Below are 15,460 nucleotides of genomic sequence, written 5' to 3'. Positions count from 1 at the left end.
GCGGCCGTGCCTCCATCCCCAGCATGGAAGTCTTTGTCGATATGTTTGCGCCTTTAATGAAGAAGCTCTTTGGTAGCAAGAATGACCGCGAGGTCAAGCGCATGCTCAAGGCGGTACAAGCCGTCAATGCGCTCGAAGAGCAGATGCTGTCTCTCTCCGACGAGCAATTGCGGAGCAAGACCGAAGAGTTCAAGGCCCGCCTCGGCCAAGGCGAGACCCTCGACCAGATTCTCCCCGAAGCCTTCGCTGTCTGCCGCGAGGCCGGCAAGCGGGTGATGGGTATGCGTCACTTCGACGTACAGCTGATCGGCGGCATGACGCTGCACGAGGGCAAGATCGCAGAGATGCGTACCGGTGAGGGCAAGACCCTGGTGGCGACCCTGGCGGTCTATCTCAACGCACTTGCGGGCAAGGGCGTTCACGTGGTGACGGTGAACGACTATCTGGCGCGCCGCGACGCCAACTGGATGCGCCCGTTGTACGAATTTCTCGGCCTGACGGTGGGTATCGTCACGCCGTTCCAGCCGCCGGAAGAGAAGCGCGCGGCGTACGCCGCCGACATCACATACGGTACCAACAATGAGTTCGGCTTCGATTACCTGCGCGACAACATGGCGTTCAGCCTCGGCGAGAAGAACCAGCGCGAACTCAATTTCGCAGTTATCGACGAGGTGGATTCGATCCTCATCGACGAAGCCCGTACGCCGCTGATCATTTCCGGTCAGGCCGAAGACAGCTCCAAGCTCTATCAGCAGATCAATCAGCTGATTCCATTGCTCAAGCAGCACATCGAGGAAGAAGAAGGTGTCGTCACGCAGGAAGGGCACTTCACTGTCGACGAGAAGACCCGGCAGGTCGAGCTGAACGAGGCCGGTCACCAGTTCGTTGAGGAAATGCTGACCAAGGCCGGACTGCTGGCGGAAGGCGAAAGTCTTTACTCGGCTCATAACCTCGGCCTGTTGACCCACGTCTATTCCAGCTTGCGCGCGCACAAACTGTTCCATCGCAACGTCGAGTACATCGTGCAGAACAATCAGGTTCTGCTGATTGATGAACACACCGGTCGTACTATGCCGGGTCGTCGTCTTTCCGAAGGTTTGCATCAGGCCATCGAAGCGAAGGAAGGCCTGCCGATCCAGCCGGAAAGCCAGACCCTGGCATCCACTACCTTCCAGAACTACTTCCGTCTGTACAAGAAGCTTTCCGGCATGACCGGCACCGCCGATACCGAAGCGTTCGAATTCATGCAGATCTACAACCTGCCGGTCATGGTCATCCCGACCAACAAGCCGCTGGCGCGCAAGGATTACAACGACCTGGTCTATCTGACCCAGGAAGAGAAGTTCGCCGCGATCATTACCGACATCAAGGACTGCCAGAACAATGGCCGTCCGGTGTTGGTCGGCACCGCGACGATCGAAAGTTCGGAATACGTGTCGCAGTTGCTGCAGAAGGAAGGTATCGAGCACAAGGTGCTCAACGCCAAACACCACGACAAGGAAGCCGAAATCATCGCCCAGGCCGGGCGCCCCGGGGCCGTGACCATTGCTACCAACATGGCCGGTCGCGGTACCGACATCCTTCTGGGCGGGAACTGGGAAGTCGAAGTCGCGGCGCTCGAAAACCCATCCGACGAGCAGGTCGCGCAGATCAAGGCCGATTGGCAGAAGCGCCACCAGGCGGTGCTGGAAGCTGGCGGCTTGCATGTGATTGCGTCTGAACGTCACGAGTCGCGGCGTATCGACAACCAGCTGCGTGGCCGCGCCGGTCGTCAGGGCGATGCCGGTTCGAGCCGTTTTTACCTGTCGCTGGAAGACAGCCTGATGCGCATCTTCGCCTCGGACCGGGTGAAGAATTTCATGAAGGCCCTAGGCATGGAGTCTGGCGAGGCCATTGAACATCGCATGGTCACTAATGCCATCGAGAAGGCTCAGCGCAAAGTCGAGGGGCGTAACTTCGACATGCGCAAGCAGTTGCTCGAGTATGACGATGTCGCCAACGAGCAGCGCAAGGTCATTTACCACATGCGCAACAGCCTGCTGGCCGCCGATGAAATCGGTGAAACCATCAGCGATTTCCGCCGCGAGGCGCTGGATTATGCGATCAACCAGCACATCCCGCCGCAGTCGTTGCCGGAGCAGTGGGACATCGCCGGGCTGGAAGCGGTGCTGTACAGCGATTTCGGTACGCGCCTGCCAGTCCAGCAGTGGCTCGACGACGACGAGAAGCTGTACGAGGAAACCCTGCGCGAGCGAATCCTCGAGGCCTTGATCACCGCTTACAACGAGAAGGAAGAGCTGGCTGGCGCCGAGGCGCTACGCACGTTCGAGAAGCAAATCGTGCTGCGCGTTCTTGACGATTTGTGGAAAGACCATTTGTCGACGATGGATCATCTGCGTCACGGCATCCATCTTCGCGGTTATGCTCAAAAGAATCCCAAGCAGGAATACAAGCGAGAGTCCTTCGCGCTGTTTCAGGATCTGCTCGAATCGATCAAGCGTGACAGCATCCGCGTCCTTTCCCATGTCCAGGTCCGCCGAGAAGATCCGGTGGAGGAAGAGCAGCGTCTGCGCCGCGAAGCCGAAGAACTGGCGCAGCGCATGCAGTTCCAACATGCCGAGGTGTCGGCGCTGGAGCAGTCTGACGAAGAGCCGGATGCAGAGGGTGGTGTGGCCACAGCGGCAGCGCCCGTGCGCACCGAGCAGAAGATCGGGCGCAACGAGCCTTGTCCCTGTGGCTCCGGCAAGAAATACAAACACTGTCACGGACAGGTTCAATAACCGGTTCCGTCCGATATGACCCGCGCCGCGACCGGCCTAGCCGCTCGCGGCGTTTTTCTCCGCGTTTTTCACGGTGGCTGAAGGCCATCCAATCGTTTTAAGGAGTGCATCAATGGCTGTCGGTCTTGGTTCCTTACCTACTCTGCATCCTGTCCCCGGTTTCGAGCTGGGCATTGCCTCGGCCGGCATCAAGCGACCGGGGCGCAAGGACGTGGTAGTGATGCGCTGTGCCGAAGGATCGACCGTCGCCGGCGTGTTCACTTTGAATGCGTTCTGCGCCGCACCGGTGACCTTGGCCAAACAACGGGCGCAGGGAGCGGTTCGCTATCTGCTGACCAACACTGGCAACGCCAACGCCGGTACGGGTGAGCCTGGCATGCAGGCGGCGATGCGCAGCTGTGCCAGTCTGGCGAAGCTGACCGGCTGTGACGAAAAATCCATTCTGCCATTCTCCACAGGCGTGATCGGCGAGCCGCTGCCGGTCGAGAAAATCGAGGCCGCGCTGCCCGCCGCGGTAGCGGACCTGGACGAAAACCACTGGGCCGAAGCGGCAACCGGCATCATGACGACCGATACCTTGCCCAAGGGCGCAAGCCGCCAGTTCGAGCACGACGGTGTCACGGTTACCGTGACCGGTATTTCCAAAGGCGCCGGCATGATCCGACCGAACATGGCCACCATGCTCGGCTATATCGCCACGGACGCCAAGGTCGCCCAGCCCGTCCTGCAGGATCTGCTGCGCGACGCCGCGAACAAGTCCTTCAACCGCATTACGATCGATGGCGATACGTCGACCAATGATTGCTGCATGCTGGTGGCGACTGGCCGGGCGGCGCTGCCGGAAGTCACCAAGACCAGTGGCGAGTTGTTCGAAAAACTCAAGCAAGCCGTGTTCGAGGTGAGCATGGACGTGGCGCAATCCATCGTCCGGGACGGCGAAGGCGCGACCAAATTCGTCACAGTCATCGTCAACGGCGGCCAGAACCATCAGGAATGCCTCGATGTCGGCTATGCCGTCGCGCACTCGCCGCTGATCAAGACGGCGCTGTTCGCTTCCGATCCGAACTGGGGGCGTATTCTCGCGGCAGTCGGCCGTGCTGGCGTGGCCGATCTGGACGTGAGCAAGGTCGATGTCTATCTAGGGGCTGTATGCATCGCTAGCCAAGGCGGCCGTTCGCCAAGCTATACCGAAGAACAGGGCGCTGCGGTAATGGCCGAGGAAGAAATAGAGATCCGTATCGAGCTGGGGCGTGGCAGCTGCAGTGAGACCATCTGGACGACCGACCTGTCCCACGAGTACGTGCGAATCAATGCCGAATATCGGACCTGAGGCGCAGCGGCAAGCCACAGGCTTCAAGCTACACGCGCTATTCGTGCGCCGGCTTGAGACCGGCGATTGCAGTGTTTGGCTTGGAGCTCAAGCATGAAACGACTCCATGTGGCTGCCGGGGTGATCCGCTGCAGCGACGGCCGGGTGCTGATCGCCAGGCGCCCCCTCGACAAGCACCAGGGCGGGCTGTGGGAGTTTCCCGGAGGCAAGGTCGAGGAAGGTGAGACCACCGAGGCCGCGCTCGTTCGTGAGCTGGCGGAGGAGTTGGGTATCGGTGTGACGGCGGCGAGGCCGCTGATTCAGGTGCGTCACGACTATCCGGACAAACAGGTTTTGCTGGATGTCTGGGAAGTGTCGGCATTCACTGGCGAGCCGCACGGGGCCGAGGGTCAGCCACTGGCCTGGGTAGAGGCTGCGGATTTGCCGAGCTACAGCTTTCCGGCGGCGAACCGGCCCATCATCGCTGCCGCGCGTTTGCCGGATCGCTACCTGATTACCCCTGACGAGTTTTCTGCGCAACAGCTGCTGAACGGATTGTCGCGGGCACTGGATGCCGGCTTTCGGCTGATCCAGTTGCGTGCACCATCCCTGTCTCCGGTCGATTACCGAGTGCTGGCGGCTGACGTTATGGCCATGTGCGCCGGACGTGCTCAGCTGATGCTGAAGGGTCCTCTGGAGTGGCTGGGCGAGTTTCCCGGAGCCGGTTGGCATCTGACGGCCGAGCAGGTGCGACGGCATGCCGGGCAGGGGAGGCCAGTGCCGGTAGGGCAATGGCTCGCGGCGTCCTGCCATGATGCCGCTGAGCTGGAACTAGCCATGGCAATGGGAGTCGACTTCATCACGCTTTCGCCGGTCCTTCATACTGCCACCCACGCCGGCGCGCAGCCTTTGGGGTGGCCACGCGTCGCTGACTTGCTGGTAGGCTTTAACCAGCCTGCTTATCTACTGGGCGGCCTTGGCCGAGCCGATCTAATGCAGGTCTTCAGTGCGGGCGGCCAGGGCGTCGCAGCCATTCGGGCGTTCTGGCCGCAGTGAAACGAATAACTTTTGGCACTGGCCACAAGAAGTTCTCAATGGTCCGACAGCCCGTTTCGAATTGCAGGTCGATGCCATTGTCGTATTCGATGCCCTCATAGACGAGGATGTAACGTCGATAGCAAAATTATATCGATGCAATTTTCTTAATCAATTAACCGTATGTGCTCAGTTGCGCTATCGTTAGCCCCGTTAAATTTTCGACCTCCAAGGAGTTAGTAGATGTCTCTGATCAACACCCAAGTCCAGCCGTTTAAAGTCAATGCGTTCCATAACGGCAAGTTCATCGAAGTCACTGAACAATCCCTGAAGGGCAAGTGGTCGGTACTGATCTTCATGCCGGCGGCGTTCACCTTCAACTGCCCGACCGAGATCGAAGATGCTGCCAACAGCTACGCCGATTTCCAGAAGGCCGGCACTGAAGTGTATATCGTCACTACCGATACCCATTTCTCGCACAAAGTTTGGCACGAGACTTCCCCTGCTGTCGGCAAGGCTCAGTTCCCGCTGATCGGCGACCCGACGCACCAGCTGACCAACGCCTTCGGCGTACACATCACTGAAGAAGGTCTGGCCCTGCGTGGCACCTTCCTGATCAACCCGGAAGGGGTGATCAAGACCGTTGAGATTCATTCCAACGAGATCGCTCGCGACGTTTCCGAGACCCTGCGTAAGCTGAAAGCCGCTCAGTACACCGCCGCTCACCCGGGCGAAGTTTGCCCGGCCAAGTGGAAGGAAGGCGAAGCCACTCTGGCACCTTCGCTGGATCTGGTTGGCAAGATCTAAATACGGACCGGAAATGCTGCGCCCAGGCGCAGCGCTTCCTTCCCGCGTTTAGGATCATTGACCGATCCGCTACACCAAACGCCTGGGCGTGAACCGTCCGGGCGTTTTATTACCTGAATTCTGCAAGAAGGGGATCGCTGCTCATGTTGGACTCCAATCTCAAAACGCAACTGAAAACCTACCTGGAAAAGGTCACCCAGCCGTTCGAGATCGTCGCGTCCCTCGATGACGGTGCCAAATCCCAGGAAATGCTTAGCCTGCTGGAAGAAATCGCCAGCCTGAGCGACAAGATCACCCTGCGCGCCGATGGCAATGATGATCGTCGTCCGTCGTTCGCGCTCAACCGCATCGGCGGCAATATCAGCCTGCGCTTCGCCGGCATTCCGATGGGGCATGAGTTCACCTCCCTGGTGCTCGCACTGCTGCAGGTCGGCGGGCATCCGTCCAAGACCGCGCCGGACATCATCGAGCAGATCAAGAACCTCGATGTTGAATACAACTTCGAAACCTACTTCTCGTTGTCCTGCCAGAACTGCCCGGACGTGGTCCAGGCGTTGAACCTGATGGCCGTGCTCAACCCGAACATCCGCCACGTCGCCATCGACGGTGCGCTGTTCCAGGAGGAGGTTACCGCTCGCCAGGTCATGTCGGTGCCGAGCATTTACCTCAACGGCGAACTGTTCGGCCAGGGTCGCATGGGTGAGGAAGAGATCCTCGCCAAGCTCGACACCGGCGCCTCGGCGCGTGACGCTGAGAAGCTCAGCGCCAAGGACGCCTTTGACGTGCTCGTCGTTGGCGGCGGGCCTGCCGGCGCCGCTGCGGCCATTTATGCCGCGCGCAAGGGCATCCGTACCGGTGTTGCGGCTGAGCGTTTCGGCGGTCAGGTGCTGGACACCATGGCCATCGAGAACTTCATCTCGGTCAACGAAACCGAAGGCCCGAAACTGGCCCGCGCGCTGGAAAACCACGTGCGTGAATACGACGTCGACATCATGAATCTGCAGCGTGCCGCGGCACTGATTCCGGCCTCGAGCCAAGGCGATCTGCATGAGATCAAACTGGAGAGCGGCGCTTCGCTAAAAGCCAAGACACTGATCCTGGCGACCGGTGCGCGTTGGCGCGAAATGAACGTGCCGGGCGAGCAGGAATACCGCGGCCGAGGCGTCGCCTACTGTCCGCATTGCGACGGCCCGCTGTTCAAGGGCAAGCGTGTGGCGGTGATCGGTGGTGGCAACTCGGGTGTGGAAGCGGCCATCGACCTGGCCGGTATTGTCGCTCAGGTGACCCTGCTCGAGTTCGACAGCCAGCTGCGCGCCGATGCCGTGCTGCAGAAGAAGCTGCACAGCCTGCCTAACGTCACCGTGATCACCAGCGCGCTGACCAGCGAAGTTATCGGCGACGGCAAGAAAGTCACCGGCCTGACTTACAAGGATCGCAACTCCAGCGAATTCCACAGCCTGGAACTCGAAGGCATCTTCGTGCAGATCGGCTTGCTGCCCAACTCCGACTGGCTGAAAGGCACCGTGGAGCTGACCTCGCGTGGCGAGATCATCGTCGATGCACGTGGCGAGACCTCGCTGCCAGGTATCTTCGCCGCTGGTGATGTCACCACCGTGCCGTACAAGCAGATCGTCATTGCTGTCGGCGAAGGGGCCAAGGCCTCGCTGAGTGCCTTCGACCACCTAATACGTAGCTCCGTCGACGACTGAGCGAAGCGCTAACGGTAAGGGGGGCAGATGCGAATCTGCTCCCCTTTTTTGTTTTCGAGGGCTGGTGTCGGGTCGCAGCGGGCTGGGTTGCAGGATAGATAGCGTAAATCGGGGGTCTATTCGATACACCGGATCCGCTTTGGTCGGGTGGAAACGAGCGACGGGAGCGTCTATCGACACTTCGTCGTACATGTACCTGTAGTCCATGGAGCGAGTCCACCTATGAAGAGTGCGGATACCCCGCAAGACGCCCGGGGGGCTGTGGTAACCCTGACCAATCGAGCCAACGAGCCCGAGCACGAAAAGGTTGTGCACGAGCAACTCGCCAAACGGTTGGCAGCGCTGCAAGGGCTGGCCTTTCTCGGTGAATACGACCGAGAGACCAGCTATGCGTGTCCGCTCTATTTCGTGCCTTCCAGCACCGTGGTTGGCTCCAGCCTGGCACGCGAGTTGGGGTTGGAGGGCGAGCGGGACTTGTTTGGCGGTGTCGTACCGCATGCATTTATCGAAACCAAGGCGATTACCCATCCTCTGGTACGCCCAGATGCCGACTCGCCCATTGGCTGGTCGCGAGAGTTCTCCCGGCGCGTCACGGGCAGCGTTTTGCCCGGCTACAGTGTGTTCTCCCTGCATGATGCGCGTGAGGCTGGGCGGCGTCTGCTGAACGAAGGGGCACTGCGAATCAAACCGGTACGGGCCACCGGTGGTCGCGGACAGGAACGGGTGACCACGGTTCAGGCACTGGATCATGTACTGGGGGGGCTGGACGAAGCTGAGTTGGCTCAATACGGGCTGGTCCTCGAGGCAAACCTGGAACATGTGACCACGTTCAGTGTGGGGCAGATAAGCGCTGCGGGACGAATCCTGAGCTATTACGGGACCCAGCGTCTTACCCCTGACAATGCAGGTGTGACCGTTTACGGTGGTTCGGATCTACTGGTCGTCGACGGCGATTTCGATACGCTGCTGGATCTGGATCTGCCGGAAACGACCCGTCTTGCCATCTCTCAGGCTCAAGTCTATGACGCCGCCGCGTCGGCTTGCTTTCGTAACTTCTATGCCTCTCGGCGCAACTACGACATCGCTCAGGGCATCGATAGCCGAGGGCGTGCCTGTTCCGGCGTGCTGGAGCAGTCCTGGCGGATCGGCGGCGCCAGCAGTGCGGAGGTCGCGGCGCTGGAGGTATTCGCCCAAGGCAAAGGCGGGAAGGTCGTTCATGCGTCATCGGTCGAGCTTTACGGTGAGTCGACCGTCCCTGAAAGTGCGACCGTGCTGTTTCGCGGTGACGACGCTGAAGTCGGTTTCATAACCAAATACGCATTGGTGGAGGATTATGGCAACCCAGAGTGAAAGCGTGGACATCCTTGTAGATGACGAACACATTGCCGGCACCTTCCTGTCGCCTCCGACAAAATTGCCGGGCGTACTCTTCGTGCATGGCTGGGGCGGCAGCCAGGAACGCGATCTGGCACGCGCTCGCGGCATCGCTGGGCTAGGTTGCATCTGCCTGTCGTTCGACCTGCGTGGTCATGCCCTGACTTTGGCGCAACAGCAGACCGTCACGCGCGAGCAGAATCTGCGCGACCTGCTGGCGGCTTACGATCTGCTGGCGCAGCACCCGAACATCGACCCCTCGGCAATCGCTGTGGTGGGCACCAGTTATGGCGGCTATCTGGCCGCATTGCTCACATCCTGGCGACCGGTCAGATGGCTGGCAATGCGTGTGCCGGCCCTATACGGCGATGATGACTGGACGGTGCCCAAGCGACAGCTGAATCGCGACAGGCTCAATCAGCTGCGTGGCCGACGGGTAGCTCCAGAGGAGAACCGAGCGTTGGCAGCTTGCGCCAAGTTTCGCGGCGATGTGCTGATCGTCGAGTCGGAACACGATCACCTGGTCCCGCACAGCACGATCATGAGTTATCGGGCGGCCTTTCAGCAGACCCACTCGCTGACCCACCGCATCATCCTCGGCGCCGATCATGCGTTGGCCAATGAAAGCTGCCAAAAGGCCTATACGGATATCCTCGTCAACTGGGCCACTGAGATGGTTGTCGGTGCGCGTATCGATCAACAGCACGGTCCGGCTGCCGCGAAGTCGTGTTAGGGCCTGTTGATGTTTCGCTACGTGGCCAGTAACGGAGTCTAGCCCGGTGGGGTTGGCGGCTCGATGGGCCCGACAAAGCGGCTCCAGCGTCGGTCGAGCACTTGCTGCTTGAGCACTTCTATAACATCGACCAGCAATTCTTCCAGCGCGAGATCAGTGTTCTCGTCCTGGTAAACCCAGGCCTCGAAGCATTCGTCGGCCAGATTGCGGGCCAATCGCTGGAATTGAGCGCCCTGCAGGCCATCTATCGCACCCTTTAGTAGCCGTGCCGCGATGTCGGTGAGGGCTTCGTCCAACGTTTCGGCGACCCGGTCACCCAACGGTAGGCGACGCAGGCGGCTCACTTCGGGGTTATTCGCCAGCGCCTGATGGATCAGTCCGCCGACGTAGCCTTCGATGGCGCCACGGTTATCCCGGTAGCCGCCCTCCAACATGCCGTTCAGGCGTCGAGACAGATCGTCGAGCAGTCGCTCCTTGCGCGGCCTCACCACTTCCTCAAGCAGCCTTCGGGACAGGTCATCGCTGGCGCCTATTTCTTGCTGCATACGGCTGAACAGCCGAACCATGACGCGATCGGACAACTCTTCGAGCAAGAGCGAATAGTAGCGATAGACCAGGCCGAAGATCGCCCATTGACGAATATCGATCAGACCCAGACGTTGTAGCCGAATCAGCAAGCTGCCGACCCGCAAAATACGCAGCCAGCGGAAACCGCTCAGCGGTATACAACCGAGCACGTCGTACCAGTGGGCGAAAGGATAGTAGTACCAGCGCGCGTAACGCCGCTCGAACAGGGCAACGGTCCAGCCGAGAAGCACGTCGAGCACAAATACGGCGACGAAGCCGAGATCAATCAGTTGGAAGTTGCGGTGAATCAGCGTGTCGTAGCGCTGGTGCAGCGTGGGCAACCATTCGGCAAAGACCTGATTGACCAGTGGTACGTTGAACAGGCTGTCGAACACGATCAACCCGAGATTGATGCATACCAGCAGAACGACAAATGCTTCCCAGGCTGCGTGCAGCCCGTTACGGAAGCGTTCGCGCCGATCTGCGCTTCGTTCAGGCATCGGTACTGTCTGGCGCGCTGGCGGCATGCCAGAGAATTTCGGCGCAGCCTTGGCGACGCGCGATCAGCCGAGCAACCACGAAGAACAGATCCGACAGGCGATTGAGATAGGCCAGCCCGACGGGACGCAGCGGCTCGGTTGCATTGAGCTGCTGACAGCGCCTTTCGCCAGTGCGAGCCATGCTGCGACATAGATGCGCGAGCGCGATCAATCGCGTGCCACCCGGCATGATGAAATCCTCGAGCGGTCCGAGTTCGGCATTCCATTGGTCGATCGCTGCCTCAAGACGGGCCACCTCGGCGTCGGTCAACGCTTGATAATCCGGCATCGCTAACTCACCGCCCAGGTCGAACAGACGGTGCTGGCAAGGACTCAGGACTTCGATCAGTTCAGCCAGATCCGGCCAGCGTGCCTGGGCTTCGGCCAGCTCGGCGAGCAGCAGACCCAGCTGGCTGTTGAGCGTATCGATCTCGCCCATGGCTTCGATTCGCGGATGATCCTTGGGGACGCGGCGCCCATCGGCCAGGCCGGTTTCGCCAGCGTCGCCGGTGCGGGTGTAGATCTTGGAGAGTCGATTGCCCATCGATGGCTTCCCTGTTTCAGCTTCAATTAGTGTCGGGGGTCGATGCCAGCGGCAGGCGCAGGGTAAAAACGGTCCCCTGATCCGGCCTGCTTTGAACCTCCATCTGGCCCTTGTGATTATTGGTGATGATGAAATACGAAACGGAAAGACCCAAGCCGGTTCCCTGACCCACCTCTTTGGTGGTGAAAAAAGGCTCGAAGATTCGCTTGCGTATGTGTTCGGGAATTCCGCCGCCGTTGTCTTCCACCTGGATCTCGGCCCACGGTGGATTCAGGCGCGTACGCAGGGTGATCAGCCCGCGGCCACGATCCGGTTTTTGGTGGATGGCCTGCGCGGCGTTTTTCAGCAGGTTCAGTAGCACCTGTTCGACTTCGTTACCGATACAGGGCACGCGGTCTACTTGCGGATCGAAGTCACGGATGATCTCGATGGAACGGAAATCGAAGCCGTCTAGCAGTGCGAAATCACTGCCCGCGATCTCCAGCGCTTGATCGATCAGCACGGTCAGTTGGCACTCGGCCAGTTGCCGGTTGCTCAGGCGACTGAAGCTCAGCATATGGCTGACGATCTTGGCTGCGCGCGAGCCGGCCTGTTGAATCCCATCGAGTAATTGCGGGATTTCCCGCTGCTGCAGGTATTGATTCACGGCTTCCAGCTGTACGCCGGTTTCGGCGGCGGCGTCGCGGTTTCGCTCCAGATCCGGCGACAGGCGTCGGCGGATGTTTTGCGCATTATGCAGAATAGCCCCCAGGGGATTATTGATCTCGTGCGCCATGCCCGCGGCAAGGCCACCCACCGACAGCATCTTTTCCGACTGCACCATGATTTCTTCCATATTGATGCGCTCGGTGATGTCGTCGATGCGGATCACCACGCCGCGGCCACCGCCGCCCATCAACGGATAAAGCGTCAGCGCGTAGTGGCGGAGCTCGTCGTTGAACATCCAGGTGACTCGCTCGATCTTCTCCACCTGGTGGCGTTCGGAGGTTCGGCGAATCTGAGTCAGGAAGGGTTTCAGTGGCTCGAAGGCGATGAATACGGGTTGGTTCAGTGCGTCATCAATGGAGGTGCCGGAGAGCGCACTGGCCTGCTGATTCCATTGAGTCACATAGAGTTGTTCGTCCAGTGCGATGAGCACCGAGGGCATCGAATCGATGATGCTGTTGAGGTAGTTCTGAAAGCCGGTGAGCTTCTTCTCGATCTTGCTGCGAACCTGTACTTCCAGCTCGAGCTTACGGTTGGAATGACGGGTTTCCTCCGCCAGGCCCTGGGCGTGGTCGAACGCATCCTGAGCATCGTCGCGGGCACGCTTGAGTTGCTGTTCGCGTGCCTCCATGCGCGAAAGCATCGTGTTGAAGGCATCGGCCAGATGGCCAATTTCATCCTGGTTTTTCGCCGTCGCCCGCAGGGAATAGTTTTCTTCGCGCGTGACCTGGCGGGAGAGGGCTTCGAGGTCGCGGATCGGACGGGTAATCGCCTGGCGGATCTGTCGGGCCACCAACGCCCAGAGCAGCAGACTGGCCAGCAGAATGGCGAGACTGGCAGTCAGGGTGCCGGTATAGAAAGCCCCGGGCAGTTCGCTGCTGGCAATGATTAGCAGATAACCCGGAGGCCCTGAGGTTTGCGGCAGCTCCACTAGCAGGTTGGCGCGCATCTCGGTTTTCTGCCATGTCGGCATTTCGCTGACCTGCTGCGGGAGATCGAGCGGATCGCCGCGATACAACTGTGCCAGGCGCCTACCGGCGCTGTCGTAGACCACGGCTGCACGCAGCGGGGCGTAGTCGTTCAGCTTCTGCAGCAGCTCATCGGCGGCCGTTGCGGATCTCAGTGCGCGATCGCTCAGTTCGGGGGTCGCGAGTAGAGCGCCGAGTGTGTGCATCGCCTGAGGCGCGACGCTCTGGCGGGAGATCCAATAGGCCGCGCTGATGAAGGCCAGGTTGGACACCAGCAGCACTGCAGCAAGCAGTACGAGCAGGGCGACCAGCAACTTGCGGCCGACCGGGAGATTTTCAAGGCGCTGGCGCAGGGTCATGACAGGCACGGAAGAAGGGTGTTTCAGCAGGGTAGCGGTGCCTCAGTCCGCGGGCAATCGGTGATGACGCAGGAACGCCTGGAGCCGCTCGAGCAACCCGCACAGTTCGGGCGTCCGAAGACCGTGCTGCTGCGCGGTGCGACAAGCTTGGCCCAGCAAGAAGCTGACCTCGGTCCGGCGCCCGCTTCGTACGTCTTGCTGCATCGATGAGTAGTTGTTGGCTGTCGCTTCTGCTACGCGCAGCACGTCGTCTTCGAGCCCATCGGCGGCCTCAGCCTGGTTGCAAACCCGAAGCAGCTCACCGAGTTCGGTACAGAGTCCATGGACCAATATGCGGTGAGTCAGTAATTCGCCGTTGCGGCAGTCATGCAGAACGGTTAGCGGATTGATAGCGCAGTTGATCGCCAGCTTGCGCCACAGCTTGCCAAGGATATCGTCCGCCCAGGCGTAGGGGATGCCGGCGGCGCCCAGCTCGGCGAGCCATGAGGGCAGGACGCTATGGTCAGGTCCGCCCAGCCAGTTATGTCCTTGGCCAGCGTGGACGATACGGAAATCAGCCTGACGATAAGCCCCTTCGGTGCTGGAGACGAATACGCAGCGGCTTTTCGGCCAGCGCTCGGCAATGGCTTGCTGGCTTCCCAGCCCATTCTGTAACAGGAGAATTTCCGCTCCTTTGATCAGTCGCGGCGCCACCCCGGCTATGGCGGCTTCGGCATCGTAGGCCTTGCAGGCGACCAGCAGTCGCCTTATCGGTGCGCTGGCATCAGGCAGCTCCACCGGCACGGGATAGACATGCAGCTGCCCATCCTCGACCAGGCCCAGGCCACCTGCGGCGTGGTAATCGGCGAGCCGTTCCGAAGTGCGCAGGATGATCCGCACTGGTACGCCGGCGCGAAACAGCCGCGTTGCCCAGAGCCCCCCAAGGCTGCCAGCGCCAAGAACATGCCAGGCGGTGGTCATCAGGCTGGCTGTGCGTAACGCAGGGGCACGATACGTCCGGTCGCGTATGCGTTGGGTAACAGGGTCTCGGCGCGGTCGGTGATTGCGCGGGGCTGGGCGGGCAGGGTGCTCGCATCGAGGCTGACCAGACCGATGCCGGCCTTGATCGAGATAAAGCCCTCGCTGGTCTTGAACGCCTTGAGGTTAAGGCCATCGTGTAAACGTTTGAAACTGCTCGGCGAGCAGCCGCGTAGATCGTCGACGAGGGTGAGTAGACCGAAATGCCCCTCATCCAGGCAGGTGAGCACATCCAGCGGGCGCACCAGTTGCTGCAAGCGTCTGGCCACACCTCGAAGCAGCTCCTGGTGAAACTGCTCGCCGTAGCGCTGCCGTTGGCTATAAATCTCCGGCAGGCCTATTACCAGGTAACACAGCGCCCCACCACGGCTTTCGATCTGGCGCATGCTGTCGGCGAGCCGCTGATGAAGGTATCGGGTATTCCCGAGCCCGGTGACCGGATCGATCAGGTTGCGTTGTTCCAGTCTGGCGATGTTCTCGGTCAGCAGGCGGTTTTCCCGCATCAGTCGTTGTAGCGAGCCACAGAGGCGATCGGCCGCATATATACGAGGTACCAATTGGTCGTTCATGACCGACTTGCCAATGAAGTCATCCACGCCGTGATCGAAGGCTTTGCTCAGCACGTCCTGACCGTCGCGCCCGGTCAGGAGGATGATGTAGGTGTAATGATCGGACATTTCATCCTGCTGACGCACCTGGGCAGTCAGCTCCAGGCCGTCCATTTCCGGCATCAGCCAATCGGCGAGCAGAACGTTCGCAGGGCGCTGCTCGATCAGTTCCAGCGCAGCGCTGGCGCTATTGGCGAAGCGAACGTCTTCGTAACCGGCTTTGGACAGCACACGACCGATCATCACGCTGGAAAACTTGGCGTCGTCGACCACCAGGATGCTGAGTTGAGGGTTGGGCATTCATGGGGCTCGGAGAAAGAGGAGTGCCGTAACGCCAGGTAGCGGGGCGTCATTGGCTTGAACAGTTATAATGATGGCCCATTTGAACCGTCAAGCTAAGCGCGCT

The 15,460-nt window shown here is 60.3% G+C and carries 12 protein-coding genes; 7 read left to right on the top strand and 5 right to left on the bottom strand.

What is annotated here, in order from left to right; translation table 11 throughout:
* The first annotated feature begins 41 nt into the window (after positions 1 to 41).
* The 7 genes from secA (at position 42) to CH92_RS15990 (ending at position 9,747) form a co-directional block, all read left to right on the top strand.
* A complete protein-coding gene (gene secA / locus CH92_RS16020; protein WP_025242784.1) occupies positions 42 to 2,780 on the top strand; it encodes a preprotein translocase subunit SecA in 2,739 nt (912 codons plus the stop codon).
* Between the two features lie 112 nt (positions 2,781 to 2,892).
* Entirely contained in the window at positions 2,893 to 4,110 is a 1,218-nt protein-coding gene (gene argJ / locus CH92_RS16015; protein ID WP_025242783.1) for a bifunctional glutamate N-acetyltransferase/amino-acid acetyltransferase ArgJ, read from the top strand.
* Between the two features lie 93 nt (positions 4,111 to 4,203).
* Positions 4,204 to 5,145 (top strand): Nudix family hydrolase, encoded by a 942-nt coding sequence (locus CH92_RS16010; protein ID WP_025242782.1) that lies wholly within the window; start codon positions 4,204 to 4,206, stop codon positions 5,143 to 5,145.
* A gap of 222 nt (positions 5,146 to 5,367) precedes the next feature.
* On the top strand, positions 5,368 to 5,931 hold the full coding sequence (gene ahpC, locus CH92_RS16005; RefSeq protein ID WP_025242781.1) for an alkyl hydroperoxide reductase subunit C: 564 nt from the start codon (positions 5,368 to 5,370) through the stop codon (positions 5,929 to 5,931).
* A gap of 143 nt (positions 5,932 to 6,074) precedes the next feature.
* Entirely contained in the window at positions 6,075 to 7,640 is a 1,566-nt protein-coding gene (ahpF, locus tag CH92_RS16000) for an alkyl hydroperoxide reductase subunit F (protein ID WP_025242780.1), read from the top strand.
* Between the two features lie 222 nt (positions 7,641 to 7,862).
* Positions 7,863 to 8,990, top strand: coding sequence for a DUF3182 family protein (locus CH92_RS15995; protein ID WP_025242779.1), 1,128 nt, complete (start codon positions 7,863 to 7,865; stop codon positions 8,988 to 8,990).
* A complete protein-coding gene (locus CH92_RS15990; RefSeq protein ID WP_025242778.1) occupies positions 8,974 to 9,747 on the top strand; it encodes an alpha/beta hydrolase family protein in 774 nt (257 codons plus the stop codon). Before CH92_RS15995 ends, CH92_RS15990 begins: the two co-directional genes overlap by 17 nt.
* Positions 9,748 to 9,785: 38 nt before the next feature.
* Here CH92_RS15990 and CH92_RS15985 read toward each other — a convergent pair whose 3' ends face one another.
* Genes CH92_RS15985 through CH92_RS15965 form a run of 5 tightly spaced genes read right to left on the bottom strand, consistent with a single transcriptional unit; the run spans position 9,786 to position 15,354 of the window.
* Positions 9,786 to 10,814, bottom strand: coding sequence for a hypothetical protein (locus tag CH92_RS15985; RefSeq protein ID WP_025242777.1), 1,029 nt, complete (start codon positions 10,812 to 10,814; stop codon positions 9,786 to 9,788).
* Entirely contained in the window at positions 10,807 to 11,397 is a 591-nt protein-coding gene (locus CH92_RS15980; protein ID WP_025242776.1) for a cob(I)yrinic acid a,c-diamide adenosyltransferase, read from the bottom strand. The genes CH92_RS15985 and CH92_RS15980 overlap by 8 nt, the downstream gene beginning before the upstream one ends.
* 22 nt (positions 11,398 to 11,419) lie before the next feature.
* Positions 11,420 to 13,429, bottom strand: coding sequence for an ATP-binding protein (locus CH92_RS15975; protein ID WP_025242775.1), 2,010 nt, complete (start codon positions 13,427 to 13,429; stop codon positions 11,420 to 11,422).
* 42 nt (positions 13,430 to 13,471) lie between these two features.
* On the bottom strand, positions 13,472 to 14,389 hold the full coding sequence (locus tag CH92_RS15970) for a putative 2-dehydropantoate 2-reductase (protein WP_025242774.1): 918 nt from the start codon (positions 14,387 to 14,389) through the stop codon (positions 13,472 to 13,474).
* Complete coding sequence (locus tag CH92_RS15965) at positions 14,389 to 15,354, bottom strand: GGDEF domain-containing response regulator (RefSeq protein WP_025242773.1); 966 nt, start codon at positions 15,352 to 15,354, stop codon at positions 14,389 to 14,391. The genes CH92_RS15970 and CH92_RS15965 overlap by 1 nt, the downstream gene beginning before the upstream one ends.
* Positions 15,355 to 15,460: the final 106 nt, after the last annotated feature.

This window comes from Stutzerimonas stutzeri, assembly GCF_000590475.1.
GTDB lineage: Bacteria > Pseudomonadota > Gammaproteobacteria > Pseudomonadales > Pseudomonadaceae > Stutzerimonas > Stutzerimonas stutzeri_D.
The sequence above is the reverse complement of the archived record's forward strand: the minus strand, read 5'-3'. Positions and strand labels throughout refer to the sequence as shown.